The organism is Methylobacterium sp. PvP105, from assembly GCF_017876975.1.
Lineage (GTDB): Bacteria > Pseudomonadota > Alphaproteobacteria > Rhizobiales > Beijerinckiaceae > Methylobacterium > Methylobacterium radiotolerans.
Genome location: NZ_JAGIPA010000001.1, coordinates 4,566,930 through 4,581,789, shown reverse-complemented (window position 1 = coordinate 4,581,789; position 14,860 = coordinate 4,566,930). Strand labels below are relative to the sequence as shown.

Annotated in this window: 13 protein-coding genes; 12 read left to right on the top strand and 1 reads right to left on the bottom strand. The window is 70.2% G+C overall.

Annotated elements, in window-relative coordinates; all coding sequences use genetic code 11:
• The first annotated feature begins 8 nt into the window (after positions 1–8).
• The 6 genes from J3A75_RS22520 (at position 9) to J3A75_RS22495 (ending at position 4,445) form a co-directional block, all read left to right on the top strand.
• Positions 9–617 (top strand): glutathione S-transferase N-terminal domain-containing protein, encoded by a 609-nt coding sequence (locus J3A75_RS22520; RefSeq protein WP_053621042.1) that lies wholly within the window; start codon positions 9–11, stop codon positions 615–617.
• Between the two features lie 281 nt (positions 618–898).
• Positions 899–1,321 carry a RidA family protein gene (locus J3A75_RS22515; RefSeq protein WP_024829447.1) on the top strand — a complete coding sequence of 141 codons (423 nt, stop codon included), beginning with the start codon at positions 899–901 and terminating at the stop codon, positions 1,319–1,321.
• The gene (locus J3A75_RS22510) at positions 1,318–1,992 is read left to right on the top strand and encodes a DUF1028 domain-containing protein (RefSeq protein ID WP_127992683.1); all 675 of its coding nucleotides are present in this window, start codon (positions 1,318–1,320) and stop codon (positions 1,990–1,992) included. Before J3A75_RS22515 ends, J3A75_RS22510 begins: the two co-directional genes overlap by 4 nt.
• Before the next feature lie 59 nt (positions 1,993–2,051).
• On the top strand, positions 2,052–2,999 hold the full coding sequence (locus J3A75_RS22505; RefSeq protein ID WP_127992684.1) for a LysR family transcriptional regulator: 948 nt from the start codon (positions 2,052–2,054) through the stop codon (positions 2,997–2,999).
• Between the two features lie 61 nt (positions 3,000–3,060).
• Positions 3,061–3,516: a type II 3-dehydroquinate dehydratase gene (locus J3A75_RS22500; protein WP_127992685.1), complete on the top strand. Its 456-nt coding sequence runs from the start codon at positions 3,061–3,063 to the stop codon at positions 3,514–3,516.
• Entirely contained in the window at positions 3,513–4,445 is a 933-nt protein-coding gene (locus tag J3A75_RS22495; RefSeq protein WP_083460953.1) for a 2-hydroxyacid dehydrogenase, read from the top strand. The genes J3A75_RS22500 and J3A75_RS22495 overlap by 4 nt, the downstream gene beginning before the upstream one ends.
• A 69-nt stretch (positions 4,446–4,514) precedes the next feature.
• Here the strand turns inward: J3A75_RS22495 and J3A75_RS22490 are convergent, their stop codons facing one another.
• Positions 4,515–5,765, bottom strand: coding sequence for a flavin-containing monooxygenase (locus J3A75_RS22490; protein WP_043074072.1), 1,251 nt, complete (start codon positions 5,763–5,765; stop codon positions 4,515–4,517).
• Between the two features lie 1,012 nt (positions 5,766–6,777).
• Here J3A75_RS22490 and J3A75_RS22485 point away from each other — a divergent pair.
• From J3A75_RS22485 to J3A75_RS22460, 6 genes are all read left to right on the top strand, one after another.
• A complete protein-coding gene (locus J3A75_RS22485; protein WP_012320165.1) occupies positions 6,778–8,331 on the top strand; it encodes an ABC transporter substrate-binding protein in 1,554 nt (517 codons plus the stop codon).
• Between the two features lie 118 nt (positions 8,332–8,449).
• Positions 8,450–9,421, top strand: coding sequence for an ABC transporter permease (locus J3A75_RS22480; protein WP_024829453.1), 972 nt, complete (start codon positions 8,450–8,452; stop codon positions 9,419–9,421).
• Positions 9,418–10,257: an ABC transporter permease gene (locus J3A75_RS22475; RefSeq protein WP_012320163.1), complete on the top strand. Its 840-nt coding sequence runs from the start codon at positions 9,418–9,420 to the stop codon at positions 10,255–10,257. The genes J3A75_RS22480 and J3A75_RS22475 overlap by 4 nt, the downstream gene beginning before the upstream one ends.
• Positions 10,258–10,268: 11 nt before the next feature.
• A complete protein-coding gene (locus J3A75_RS22470; protein ID WP_070999888.1) occupies positions 10,269–12,026 on the top strand; it encodes an ABC transporter ATP-binding protein in 1,758 nt (585 codons plus the stop codon).
• Positions 12,026–13,375: an aspartate aminotransferase family protein gene (locus J3A75_RS22465; RefSeq protein ID WP_024829456.1), complete on the top strand. Its 1,350-nt coding sequence runs from the start codon at positions 12,026–12,028 to the stop codon at positions 13,373–13,375. Before J3A75_RS22470 ends, J3A75_RS22465 begins: the two co-directional genes overlap by 1 nt.
• Before the next feature lie 5 nt (positions 13,376–13,380).
• Positions 13,381–14,817 (top strand): amidase, encoded by a 1,437-nt coding sequence (locus J3A75_RS22460; RefSeq protein WP_012320160.1) that lies wholly within the window; start codon positions 13,381–13,383, stop codon positions 14,815–14,817.
• The last annotated feature ends 43 nt before the right edge of the window (positions 14,818–14,860 follow it).

Genomic DNA, 14,860 nt, shown 5'->3' with positions numbered 1-14,860 from the left:
CCGGTCCGATGAAGCTCCTCTACGCGCGAACCTCGCCCTATGTCCGCAAGGTCCTGGTCCTGGCCCACGAGACCGGTCAGGCCGAGGCGATCGAGATCGTTCCGGTCACGGCCACGCCGACAGAACGGAATCCCGAGACGGTGGGCCACAACCCGCTCGGCAAGATCCCGGCCCTGGTGCTGGCCGATGGAACCGCGCTGTTCGACAGCCGGGTGATCTGCGAGTACCTCGACGCGCGCTCCGTCGGTCCTCGCCTCTTCCCGGAGGGCGAGGCCCGTTGGGACGCGCTCGCCCGCCAAGCCCTCGCCGATGGGCTGCTCGATGCCGCGCTGCTGCTCCGCTACGAGCGCGTGATGCGGCCGGCCTCGTCGCGCTGGGATGCCTGGGAGGTGGGGCAGATCGCGAAGGTCGCCGGCGCCCTCGACCGGATCGAGGCGACCCGCGTCGGGCCTGCGGGCGCGCTCGACATCGGCACGGTCGCCACGGCCTGCGCTCTCGGCTACCTCGATTTCCGCTTTCCCGACCTCGGCTGGCGCACCGGACGGCCCGCTGCGGCCGCGTGGTACGAGGCGTTCGCGCGGCGTCCGTCGATGCAGCGCACGAAGCCGGAGGATTGATGCGCGGCCTCGAACGCGGCGCTCGCGCCCGCCCCCGGAGCCCTCGGCGGCTTCGGATTTTCCGAACTACGACCCCAGCAAGTGCTTGTTGTTGAGACCGACCGGATTGCTATCCTCAATGCGCTCAAGCCTGAAGGCGAGCGCCACCGTTCGATCCCGATGCGTCGCGCGGCCGGGTGCGTGCCCTCTGCCTGCCATGGCGGGCCGCCCTGTTCTCGGGGCGCCCCTCGGCGCCGCAGCGACAGGCAGCCTGCGCTCTTGCCCGAGGTAGGAACGACCCGATGACCGTCCACAAGCGGATCCGTCCCTTCAACACCCGCGACACCTATCCGGAGCAGCAGCTCGACAACGATCTCTGCCAGACCGTGGTGGCCCGGGGCCAGATGGTCTTCGTGCGCGGCCAGATCGGTCAGGACCTCGACAGCTCCGAGAGCGTCGCGATCGGCGACGCCGCCGGTCAGGCCGAGAAGGCGATGGCCAACATCGCGATGCTGCTGGAAGAGGCCGGATCGCGGCTCGAGCACATCTGCAAGATCACGATCTACCTCGTCGACCCGCGCTACCGTGAGCCGGTCTACCGCACGGTCGGCCGCTGGTTGAAGGGCGTCCATCCGGTCTCAACCGGGATCGTGGTCTCCGCGCTCGCACGGCCCGAGTGGCTGGTCGAGATTGACGCCATCGCGGTGATTCCGGAGGCGGCATGACGTTCTCGATCGTGGCGCGCTGCGCGTCGACCGGCATGTTCGGCGTCGCGGTCTCGTCCTCCTCGCCCGCCGTCGCGGCGCGGTGCGCCCATGCCCGTGCGGGGATCGGCGCGGTCGCGAGCCAGAACGTGACCGACCCGCGGCTCGGCCGGCGCGCCCTGGACCTGATGGCGCTCGGCGTCGACGCCGAGGAGACCGTCGCCGTCCTGCGGCGGACCGGCGGCCCGATGGCGTACCGCCAAGTGCTCGTCGTGGACGCGGCTGGCGGCACGGCGATCCATTCCGGGCCCAAGGCGCTCGGGACCTGGGCCGAGGCGCGCGCCGAGAACGTCGCCTGCGGCGGCAACCTGCTGGCCGACGCGCGCGTGCCCGCCGCCATGGTCGAGGCTTTCCTCGGCACGTCCGGCCATCTCGGCGATCGTCTGCTCGTCGCGATGCGGGCGGCCCTCGCCGCCGGCGGGGAGGCCGGCCCGGTGCGGTCGGCCGGCCTGATGCTGGTGCGCGAGGTCGCGTGGCCCGTCGCGGACCTGCGCGTCGACTGGACGGAGGATTGCCCGATTGCCGGCCTCGCCGCGCTGTGGGACCTCTACCGGCCGCAGCTCGAAGCCTACGTCACCCGCGCCCTCGACCCGGTCTCCGCCCCGAGCTACGGAGTCCCGGGCGACCTATGATCGAGGACGGGACGCGAGGCGGCATCGAGGTCGGGCCGGCCGCTCGCTGAAGGCAGCGAATGCGGTTCACCCTGCGCCAGCTCGAATACTTCATCGCCGCCGGCCAGACCGGCAGCATCACGCTCGCTTCCGAGCGCATCCACATCTCGCAGCCCTCGATCTCGACGGCCATCGCGCATCTGGAGCGGGAACTCTCCGTGCAGCTCTTCGTCCGTCACCACGCGCAGGGGCTCACGCTGACGCCGATCGGCCGCGAGGTGCTGCGCGAAGCCAAGGCCCTCGTGGAGCAGGCCGAAGGCCTCTACACCCTGGCGTCCGAGGCGGGAGGACAGGTGCGGGGCCCCCTCTCGCTCGGCTGCATGGTGACGCTCGCGCCGATGCTGGTGCCCGAACTCGCCCACGCCTTCACCACCGCCTTCCCGGCCACGCAGATCCGCTACGTCGAGGGCGACCAGGAACAGCTCATCATCGGCCTGCGCCGCTCCGAGACCGAGGTCGTGCTGACCTACGACCTGCACGTGCCGGACGACATCCACTTCACCCCGCTCGTCGACCTGCCGCCGCACGTCCTGGTGGCGGAGGGGCACCCGCTGGCGGAGCATGCCGCCGTTGCGATGGCCGACATCGTGGACGAGCCGATGATCCTGCTCGACCTGCCGCTGAGCCGCGAATACTTCCTCGCCCTGTTCATGGCCGAGGGCCTGCAGCCGAAGATCGCCGCGCGCTCCGCCCACCAGGAGGTGGTGCGCACGATGGTGGCCAACGGCCACGGCTACACCCTGTTCAACGTGCGCCCGCGCTCCGACCTCGCGCTCGACGGGAAGCGGCTCCGGCGGGTGCGGCTCGCCGGCACGCATCGCCCGATGCGCATCGGCCTCGCGCGCCTGAAGCAGCTCAACCGCTCGCGCCTCGTGGAGGCCTTCGAGACCCATTGCCGGGCCTTCATCTCGGACGCCTACATCCCCGGCATGGTCGCGCCCGTCATCGAGCGGCGGGTGCCGCGCTGAAGCCGTGCCCGGCGCAGCGAGCCCCTGAGGAACGCCCGAGGAAAGACCCGAGGAAAGCTCCATGACCGCGCCGATCCCGATCCTCTTCCTGAACGGCCCGAACGCCAACCTGTACGGGCTCGACCCGAGCGGCACCTACGGCACGGAGAGCTTCCCCGCGCTCAAGGCGCGCTGCGAGCGGCACGCCGAGAGCGTCGGGGTCGGCCTCGACTTCCGGCAGTCGAACCACGAGGGCGTGCTCGTCGATTGGATCCAGGAGGCGCGGGGGACGGCCGCGGGCCTCGTCATCAACGCGGCCGGGCTCACCTACACCTCCGTGGCGATCCTCGACGCGCTGCTGGCCTTTCCCGGCCCCATCGTCGAGGCTCACATGAGCAACATCTGGAAGCGGGAGCCTTTCCGTCACCATTCCTACGTCTCGCGGGCGGCGACCGGCGTGGTCGCGGGGCTCGGCGGCCTCGGCTACGAGCTCGCCATCACCGCCCTCGCCACCCTGGTGCGGGAGGCCCGCGCGTGACCGAGACCCTGGTCTTCGCGAGCGCCGTCGACCCGATCGAGCCCTGGCGCGCGGCGCTGGAGGCGCTGCTGCCGGACGTGCGCGTCAGGACGCCGGACGAGATCGGTCCGGGGGACGATGTCCGCTACGCGCTGGTCTGGAAGCCGCCGGCCGGCTTCTTCGCGCGGCATCCCGGCCTGCGGCTCGTCACCATCCTGGGCGCGGGCGCCGACGCGCTCGTCGGCCGGGACGACCTGCCCGACGTGCCGATCACCCGCCTGTCCGACCCCGAGATGGCACGGATGATGACCCACTACGTGCTGTTCGCGGTGCTGCGCTACGCCCGCGACATCCCGGCGTTCGAGGCGGCCCAGCGGGCCGGCCGCTGGCACTACGTCCATCCGCGCGAGGCCCGGGGAATCCGGGTCGGCGTGCTGGGCCTCGGCGAGCTCGGCGGCGCGGCGGCGCTCGAACTTGCGCGGCAGGGGTTCTCCGTCGCCGGCTGGTCGCGCACGCCGAAGGCGCTTCCCGGAGTCGACTGCCACGCGGGACCGGACGCGCTGATCCCGTTTCTCGCGCGGAGCGAGATCCTGGTGGTGATGCTGCCGCTGACCCCTGAGACCCGGCGCCTGGTCGGAGCGGCCGAGATCGCTGCGCTGCCGCGGGGCGCCGCGCTCATCAACGTGTCGCGCGGGGCCGTGATCGACGAGGCGGCGCTGGTTGCGGCTCTGGCGGCCGGCCACCTCGGCGGGGCGACGCTCGACGTGTTCGAGACCGAGCCGCTCGCGGCGGGACACCCGCTCTGGGGGATGGAGAGCGTCCTCGTCACGCCTCACCTCGCCTCGGTGGCGATCCCCGCCTCCGCGGCCCGGCAGATCGCCGAGAACATCCACCGGGTGCGCGCGGGCCGCGCGCCCGAGCACCGCGTGGACCTGACGCGGGGCTACTGAAAGGCTGGCACGGGCGATCTCACGGCCGACGGCCGTTTCCTGCGGCGGCTCCGGCCCGGTTCCGGCCCGTCAGGCCCGGGTATAGGCGTCGTAGTTGCGCTGGATGACGATGTGATCGGCGATGTGCTTCGCGTCCTGCCAGCAGCCGTAGATGAAGGCGGAGGCGCGGTTGGTCAGGTCGGGCAGGCCGAGGAAGTAGATGCCGTTCTCCGCGGAGACGCCGCGCTTGTGCAGGGGCATGCCCTGCTCGTCGAACGCGTCGACGTCGAGCCAGCTGAAATCGTACCGGAAGCCGGTCGCCCACAGGATGGTGCCGATGCCGGCTCTGCCCAAGTCGAGGCTGAGGATCGGCTCCTTGAGGCAGTCCGGGTCCTCGTAGCGCTGCCACGCCTCGGGCTCGGGCGGCAGGTCCATGCCCTTGCGCGCGATATAGGCGTCGGCGTCCCGGAGGACCTCGAAATAGGCCTCGTCGCCCTCGGCGATGTTCCGCACGAGGTCGTCCGCGAAGTGGAGCGTGCCGTTCTCGTAAGCCTGGGTCACGCCGACCAACGTGACGCCCATATGCGCCAGGCGCCGGAAATCGACGGTCCGGCCGCCCTCGTAGCCGCTCACCGCGAAGGCGACGTGGCGCTTCTTGCGCTTCGACTTGACTTCGTCCCAGAGGCCGAGCGCACCCAGCCACCAGCAGTAATCCCGCTGGCGATAGGCGCGGGGCGGCCGGTAGTGCTCGCCGACGGACAAGTAGACACGCCGTCCAGCCTTGCAGAGCTCCTCCGCGATCTGCGAGCCGGACGCGCCGCATCCGACGACCAGCACGGCGCCGTCCGCCAGCTGGCCCGGATTCTTGTACGCTGAGGAGTGTAACTGATGGACGGCCGCGTCCCCGGGAACGATGTCCGGGAACGAGGGCACTTGGAACGGCCCGGTCGCGGCAACGACGCGCCGCGCCTCGAAGATGCCGTCCGACGTCGTCACGGTGTAGCCGGGGCGACCCTGGCTGTGCCTGACGAGCCTGACCTCCACGCCGGTCCGTATGGGAGCCTCGATCATCGCGGCGTAATCGTTGAAGTATCTCGCGACGCGATCTTTGCCCGGAAAAGCGTCCGGATGCACATCCTCGAACTCTAGGTTCGGGAAGCGGTCGTGCCACGCCGGCCCGTTCGCCACGAGCGAGTCCCAGCGCATGGAGCTCCAGTTCTCCGCGATACGGCTCCGCTCCAGCACGATGTGCGGGATCTTCAATGCGCTGAGATGCTCGCTCATCGCGATCCCCGACTGGCCCGCTCCCACGACCAGGGTGTCGGTGGTTTCGACTGCCATGTCAGCTCCCGAAAGCTCGCAGACTCTTCAATCACGAGATCCGCCGGCGGCGTCGGAACCGGCAGGATTGGACCTGCTGTACGCGGGGTCGGCGACGGTGATTGGTGAGTCGGGTCTGCTGGAACGGGCCGCAGATGAGAAGTACGATTATCGTATGGTGTGCTTCGGAAAATGCGAATTGCTCATCCGAGCTGACGTCTGCGGTGCGCGGTCGTCCTGCCGGCGCGGGCGCGCGCGCTGAGATCCCGAGGCAACCGACCCCGACCGGTCGCCGAAAGCGGATGATCGCACGGCAACGTCCGAGCGCCCTCATCTCACCGCGTCCGCTCGCGAGCACCCAGGACGGCGACGGCCTCTGCCGATCCGCCGCGCCCCATTCGATCCTAGAGACGGCATGCGGTTCTTCCGAAGATCCCCTCTCGGGCACTCTCCGACTCGCGCCTGGGCCAAGCGAGCATCCACTCGCTCACGGTCGGGCGTCGCAGCGAACAGACCGGTATCGGCCAGGATCAGCCGGTTGCTCCGCGCCCGTCGGGAGGTTCGCCGGTCGCCCCCGGCAGCTCCCAAGCAGACCTCAGCCCGGCACGCGTTGCCGGATGCGAATGTCCCTTCCTGTCGATTCCGGATGCTGTGAGGGACGGATCCGTCCCCGACAGGGGTGCGGGCCCGAACCGAGCAAGTGTCGCTGGTCTCCCGCGCGATTCAGAGTGAATAGATCCCGCCTGAACACACCAGCCTGCGGGCTCAATATTTGAGCGACCGTGACGCACAATGAGGCGCCGCGTGACGTCTTTTTCCGCCGCCTCGGTTTGACAAATCACTGATTCGGAAATGATATACCGATATATCGCTAAGCGCCGCCGGGGGCGGGACAGCCTCGCCCACCCGTTCGGGTCAGGCCGCCGGCCTTCGGGCGGCGAAGAGTAGATCTCGAGCACGACAAGATCAGAGCGAATAGGGTTTTCACGGGTTCGATTTTTCCGCGCATGTCGTGGCAGTGTACGGAGCTTTCATGTCGAACATTCTTCGAGCCTTGCTCACGATATCGGTTCTCGCCCTGCCATCTGTCGGACAGGCGCAGCCCGTCTCGGGCGGTCGCGCCAACCTGATCGTTCAGCCGGAACCACCCAGCCTGATGCTCGGTCTCGTGACCAACGCGCCGACGCAGCTCGTGGCCGGGCAGATCTACGAAGGATTGCTGCGCTACGACGACAAGCTCAAGCCGTTGCCGTCCCTCGCGAAGAGCTGGGATATCTCCCCTGACGGACTGCGTTACACGTTCCACCTCAATCAAGGCGTGACGTGGCACGATGGAAAGCCATTCAGCTCCGCGGATGTCCTGTTCTCGGTCAACGAATTCCTGATGAAGACGCAGCCGCGTCACAGGAACACGATGACGCGTGTGGCCGATGTCGGTGCGCCGGACGATCACACGGTGGTCTTCACCCTCAAGGAGCCCTTCGAGCCCTTCATCCGCAGCTTCGCCTTCTGGGTGATGCCGATGGTGCCCAAACATATCTACGCGGGTACCGACTACGCCTCCAACCCGGCGAACGACAGGCCGATCGGCACCGGGCCGTTCAAGTTCGAGAGCTGGCGGAAGGGGAGCGCGATCCACCTCGTGAAGAACGAGGCTTACTATCTAGCGGGCAAGCCGTATCTTCAGGACATCTACTATCACGTCATCCCGGACGGCGCCTCGCGCGCCGTTGCCTACGAGACCGGCAAGGTCGACGTGCTGCCGGGCGGGTCGGTCGAGAATTTCGACGTGCCGCGGCTGACGGCCCTGAAGAACACCTGCGTCTCGCAGAAGGGTCAGGAGTTCGACTCGCCCCTGTCGTTTCTCTGGCTCAACAACCGGAAGCCGCCGATGAACGACGTGCGGTTCCGCCAGGCGGTCATGTACGCCATGGACCGGCAGTTCGCCCTCGACGTCCTGTGGAACGGGATCGGCAAGGTCGCCACCGGTCCGATCGCCGGGACGACGCCGTTCTACAAGTCCGTCCAGCCGCAGTATCCGCACGATCCGAAGAAGGCGAAGGCGCTGCTCGCCGAGATGCACTACGACGGCAAGCCGCTGAAGCTGCTGCCGCTTCCCTACGGCGAGACGTGGCAGCGCTGGGCGGAGGCGGTGAAGCAGAATCTCGGCGAGGTCGGCATCCCCGTCGAGATCCAGGCCACCGACGTGGCGGGCTGGAACCAGCGCGTGTCCCAATGGGACTACGACATGGCCTTCACCTTCCTGTTCCAGAACGGCGACCCGGCCCTCGGCGTCGAGCGGAACTACATCACCTCGCAGATCTCCAAGGGCAATCCCTGGAACAACGTCGAGGGTTACTCGAACCCGACCGTGGACGCGCTGTTCGCCAAGGCGGCGCTGGCGACGCCGGCCGAGAAGCGCCAGGATCTCTACGACGAGGTCCAGAAGGCGGTTCAGGCCGACGTGCCCGTGGCGTGGCTGCTCGATCTGCGCTTCCCGGTCATCTACCGGTGCAACGTCCAGGACCTGATCACCACCGCCAACGGTCTCAACGACTCGCTGCGCGACACGTGGATCAAGCGCTGACGGCGCCGGACCGGCCCGCACGACGCCTCATCCAGCGGCCCCGATCGCGGGGCCCCGTCCGACCCCGAGCCGCCGGCCGTTCCGGCGGGGCTCCCGCGCGCGGAGGACCACACCCGTCATGCCCCGCTTCATCGCCTCGCGCCTGGGCAAGATGGCGCTCATCCTGGTCGGGATCGTCATCCTCAACTTCGCGCTCATCCACGCGGCGCCGGGGGATCCGGCCTCGGTGATGGCGGGCGAGGCCGGCGATGCCGACGCCGCCTTCCTGCAGCAGTTGCGCGAGCGCTTCGGCCTCGATCGGCCGCTCCCGATCCAGCTCCTGACCTACCTCGCGAACGTCCTGCGGCTCGACTTCGGCTATTCCTACCGCCAGGGCATGCCGGTGATCGACCTGATCGCCGACCGGCTGCCCGCCACCCTGCTCCTGTCGGGCTCGGCCTTCCTGATCTCCCTCGTCCTCGGCGTGGCGGCCGGGGCGCTGGCGGCCTCGCGCCAGGGCAAGATCTCCGACTCCGTCATCTCGACCCTCGCCCTTCTCTTCTACGCCACGCCGCTGTTCTGGCTGGCGCTGATGGCGGTGCTGCTGTTCTCGGTGCAGCTCGGGTGGTTTCCCGGCTTCGGCTACGAGAGCGTCGGCTCCGGCTATAGCGGCCTCGAACGGGCGGCCGATATCCTTCATCACCTCGTGCTGCCGGCCCTGACGCTCGGCCTGTTCTTCATGGCGGTCTACGCCCGCATGACCCGGGCCTCCGTGCTGGAGGTGAGCCGGCTGGACTTCGTGCGGACCGCCCGCGCGAAGGGACTGCGTCCCCGCGTCGTGCTGGTCCGCCACATCCTGCGCAACGCCATCCTCCCGGTCGTGACACTGGCGGGCCTCCAGGCGGGGCAACTCGTCGGCGGCGCCGTGCTGATCGAGACCGTCTTCGCGTGGCCGGGCATCGGCCGGCTGATGTTCGAGGCCCTCGAGCAGCGCGACTACAACCTCCTCCTCGGTATCTTCGTCGTCTCCGCCGCGATGGTGCTGGCCTTCAACCTCATCACCGACATCCTCTACCGGCTGGTGGATCCCCGTATCGGAGCTGCGGCATGACGGCGTTCTGGGCCCGATACGCCCGCAACCGCGGCGCGGTGGTGGGAATCGTCATCCTCGTCCTGGTGCTCGTCCTGGCGATCGCGGCGCCGGCGCTCTACCCGCGCTCCCCCTGGGCGATGGTGCAGCGCCCGTTCCTGCCGCCCTTCACCAACGGCGGCTACCCGCTGGGCACCGACACGATGGGCCGGGATATCGCCTCCGCGGTGGCCCACGGGGCCGGGGTGTCGCTGCTGGTCGGCTTCGTCTCGACCCTCGCGGCCCTGCTGATCGGCATCCCGATCGGGGCCGTCGCGGGCTACTTCGGTGGCCGGGTCGACGACCTGCTGATGCGCTTCACCGAGTTCTTCCAGAGCGTGCCGAACTTCGCCCTCGCGGTGGTGCTGGTGGCGATCTTCCGGCCGAGCCTCGTCTCGATCGTCACGGCCATCGCGATTGTGAGCTGGCCGCCGGTGGCCCGGCTCCTGCGCGGCGAGGTGATGGCGCTGCGCGGGCGGGAATTCGTGCAGGCCGCGGTGCTGTCGGGCCAGCGCAGCGGCCCGATCATCCTGCGGCAGATCCTGCCCAACACGCTCTCGCCGGTCATCGTCCTCGGCACCATGATGGTGGCGGCCGCCATCCTGCTGGAGAGCGCCCTGTCGTTCATGGGGCTCGGCGACCCCAACATCATGTCGTGGGGCTACGTCATCGGCGCCGGGCGCACGGTGATCCGGCAGGCGTGGTGGGTGAGCCTCTTTCCCGGCGTCGCGATCCTCCTGACGGTGCTCGCCCTGAACCTCGTCGGCGAGGGGCTGAACGACGCCCTCAACCCGCGCCTGTCGCGCAGGACGCGATGAGGGGCGCAGCCATGACCGTCGCCCCCCGAAACCACGCGCCCCAAAACCACGCCCCCGGCGAGCCGGTCCTCGTCGTCGAGAAGCTCGCCGTCGCCCTGCCGTCCGGCGCGGACCGCCCCTACGCCGTCGACCGGGTCAGCCTCACGCTGAGGGCCGGCGAGATCCTCTGCATCGTCGGCGAGAGCGGCTCGGGCAAGTCGATGTCGGCCAACGCCGCGATGGGCCTTCTGCCGGAGACGGTGCGGCTGGTCGGCGGCCGGATCCTCCTCGGCGGGACCGACCTGCTCACCCTCGACGAGGCGGAGCTCTACGCGATGCGCGGGCGGCGCATCGCGATGATCTTCCAGGAGCCGATGACGGCCCTCAACCCGCTGATGCGGATCGAGGCGCAGATCGCCGAGGTCTTCGCCGCGCACGGCCTGCTGACGCCCCGGACGCGCCGGAGCCGGGCCCTCGAACTGCTGGCCGAGGTCGGCCTGCCCGACCCGGCGCGCGCCGCCGCCGCGTACCCGTTCCAGCTTTCGGGCGGCCAGCGGCAGCGCGTGATGATCGCTATGGCGCTGGCCCTCGAACCGCAGGTGCTGATCGCCGACGAGCCGACCACGGCCCTCGACGTCACCACGCAGGCGCAGATCCTGCGCCTGATCCGCGATCTCCAGGCCCGGCGCGGCATGGCGGTGATGTTCATCACCCACGATTTCGGCGTGGTCGCCGAGATCGCCGACCGGGTGGCGGTGATGCAGCACGGCCGGATCGTCGAGGAGGGCCGCGCCGCGGACGTCCTCGAGCGGCCGCAGCACCCCTATACCGCCAAGCTGATCGCCGCGATCCCCGACATGGAGGCCGGGGCCGGCCGGGCGGCGCGGGCGGCGCCCCGGGACTCGGTCCTCGACGTCGAGGGTCTGACCAAGAGCTACACGCTCGGCGGCGGCCTGTTCCGGGCGCCCCGGACGGTCGCGGCGGTGCGCGACGTCACGTTCACCCTCGTCCGCGGCGAGACCCTGGGCATCGTCGGCGAGAGCGGATCGGGCAAGTCCTCGGTGGGGCGGTGCCTCGTGCGGCTCCAGGACCCGGACGGGGGACGGGTGCGCCTCGGCGGCATCGACATGGCCGGCCTGTCGGGCGAGGCCCTGCGGCAGGCGCGGCGGCGGATCCAGATGGTCTTCCAGGATCCCTACGGCTCGCTGAACCCGCGGGTGCGCGTCGGGCGGGCCATCGCCGACGGCCCGATCGCCTACGGCGAGGATGTCGGGACCGCCCTGAAGGCCGCGTCCGCGCTCCTCGAGCGCGTCGGCCTCGATGCCTCGGCGGCGGACCGCTACCCCCACGAGTTCTCCGGGGGGCAGCGCCAGCGCATCGGCATCGCCCGGGCCCTGGCGCTCAAGCCCGAGATCATCGTGGCCGACGAGGCGGTCAGCGCCCTCGACGTCTCGATCCAGGCCCAGATCCTCGACCTCCTCGACGAATTGAAGCGGGAGCTGCACCTCTCGCTCCTGTTCATCACCCACGACCTGCGGGTGGCGGCCAAGATCTGCGACCGCGTGATGGTGATGGAGAAGGGCGCCGTCGTGGAGATCGGGCCGGGGCCCGAGATCTTCTCGAACCCGCGCGAGCCCTACACGCGCAGCCTCGTGGCGGCGATCCCCGGCCGCAGACCGCGCACGACGCCGCTGGAGGCGCCCGCTTCCGCGCCCTCTGCCTCCGTCTCCCTCGCCTCCGTTTCCCTTGCCCCCGTTCCCCTTCCGGCCGCGATCAGGACACCCGTCTGATGACCTTCATGCCCAACTCCGTCGAGGCGCGCGACATCGCCTACCAGCTCCATCCGCTGGTCGACCTGCGCAACTACGACAAGACCGGTGCGCTCGTGATCGAGCGGGGGGAGGGGATCTACGTCTACGACAATGCCGGCCGACGCTACATCGAGGGGCTGGCGGGTCTCTGGTCGGTCGCCGTGGGCTTCGGCGAGCGGCGCCTGTCGGACGCCGCCAAGCGGCAGATGGACCAGCTCTCGTACTACCACATCTTCGCGCACAAGACGCACGGCCCCTCGGTCGACCTCGCCGAGAAGCTGATCAGCCTGGCGCCGGTCCCGATGTCGAAGGTGCACTTCACCTCCTCCGGGTCCGAGGCCAACGACCTCGTCGTCAAGCTGGCGTGGTACCGCTCGAACGCGCTGGGCAAGCCGGAGAAGAAGAAGATCATCGGCCGCCTGAAGGGCTATCACGGCGTCACCATCGCGGCGGGCTCGATCACCGGCCTTCCGCGCAACCACGAGAGCTTCGACCTGCCGCTCGACCGGATGCGGCACGTCTCCTGCCCCGACTACGCGGGGTCGGCCCTGCCGGGCGAGAGCGAGGCCGCGTTCTCCCGACGCATGGCGGACGAGCTCGAGAAGCTGATCCTGGCCGAGGGGCCGGACACCGTGGCGGCCTTCTTCGGCGAGCCGGTGATGGCCTCGGGCGGGGTCTACGTCCCGCCGGAGAACTACTGGGCGGAGATCCAGGCGGTGCTGCGCCGCTACGACGTGCTGCTGGTGGCCGATGAGGTGATCTGCGGCTTCGGGCGCACGGGGGCGATGTTCGGCTGCGAGACCTTCGGCATCGAGCCGGACGTGATGGTGCTCTCGAAGCAGATCTCCTCCTCGTACATGCCCCTCTCGGCGATCCTGATGAACGCGAACTTCTACGAGCCGATCGCCGACGAATCCGCCCGGCTCGGCGTGCTCGGCCACGGCTACACGGCCTCGGGCCATCCCGTCGCCAGCGCGGTGGGCCTGGAGAACATCCGGATCATCGAGGAGCGCGACCTCGTGGGGAATTGCCGGCGCCTGAGCCCGCTCTTCCTCGAGCGGCTGGCGGGGCTCGCCGAGCATCCCCTGGTGAAGACGTGGCGCGGCGTCGGCCTGATCGGGGCCCTCGAGCTGAAGCCCGCGACGGCACCCGGCGCGAAGCCCGGCGCGGCCGGTGCCGCGATCCAGGCCGCCGCCCTCGAACAGGGGGTGATCGCCCGCGCCATCGGCGATTCCCTGTGCTTCTGCCCGCCGCTGATCATCACGGCGGAGCAGATCGGCGCGATGTTCGACGCCGTCGGCCGTGCCCTCGACACGATCGCCGCGTGAGCCCGATGGACCAGATCCGCACGACCCGGACCGATCTCGGCGAGATGGACGCGGTGGAGCTCGGGGCGCTGTTCGCGTCCGGCCGGGTCTCGCCGGTGGAGGCCGCGCAGGCGGCGCTGGCACGCATCGAGCGGTTCAACCCGCAGGTGAATGCCTTCGCGTATGTCGCGCCCGAACCGGCGCTCGAGGCCGCGCGGGCCTCGGAGGCGCGCTGGGCGAAGGGCGAGGCGCTGAGCCCGATCGACGGGGTGCCGACGACGATCAAGGAACTGACCGCCGTCAAGGGCATCCCGTGGCGGCGGGGCTCGAAGCTCACCGGCGAGGCCCCGGCCACCGACGAGATCCTGGTGATGCGGCGCCTGCGCGCCGCCGGGGCGGTCATCCTCGGCACGACCACGTCGCCGGAATTCGGCTGGAAGGGCGTGACCCACGGCCCGGCCTTCGGCAACACCGTCAATCCCTGGGGCACCGATCGGGCCTCGGGGGGCTCCTCGGGCGGGGCCGGCGTCGCCGCCGCCCTGAACATGGGCGTGCTGCACGAGGGATCCGACGGGGCGGGCTCGATCCGCATCCCGTCGTCGTTCTGCGGCGTCTTCGGGATCAAGCCGACCTTCGGCTGGCTGGCCACCGACGCGCCGACGCCGCTGCGGGACATGGCCCATCGCGGCCCGCTCACCCGGACGGTGGCGGATTCCGCCCTGTTCCTGAACGCCGTCACGGGCCCGTCCCCGGACGGCCTGTACGGCGACTGCCCGAGCCCCGTCCCGGACTGGACGGAGGCCGCCCGCGGCGGCGTCGCGGGCCTGCGCATCGGCTACAGCCGGACCTTCGGCTACGCCCGCGTCGATCCCGAGGTCGCCGCCGCGGTGGACCGGGCCGCCGCCCGCCTCGCCGCGATGGGCGCCGTCGTCGAGGAGGCCGATCCCGGCTTCGCCTCGCCCCTGGAGGCGCTGCGGGTGATCTGGTTCTCCGCCATGGCGGTCCTCGTGGATCGCTTCGCCCCCACCGAGACGGATCGCGCGCGCATGGATCCCGGATTCGTCGCCGTCGCCGAGATCGGGCGCCGCACCAGCGCGGCGGACCTCCTGGCGGCGGAGCAGGTCCGGGCCGAGCTGAAGGTCACGATGGCGCGCTTCCACGCGCGCTACGACCTGCTCCTCTCCCCGACCATGCCGGTCACCGCGATCCCGGCGGGCATCGACTTCCCCGAGGGGCAGGGCATGACCGACTGGACCGACTGGAGCCCCTTCACCTACCCGTTCAACATGACCGGCCAGGCCGCACTCTCGGTGCCCTGCGGCTTCGATTCGGGCGGCCTGCCGATCGGGCTGCAGATGGTCGCCGCCCGGTTCCGGGACGACCTCGTCCTGCGGGCCGCCGCGGCCTACCAAGCCGCCTACCCGGAGGCGTTCCCGGACGCCCCTGTGGTCCGGCCCGCCTGAGGGCGCAGGGCGCGCCGGTCTCGAAGCACCTGTCTGGATCCCC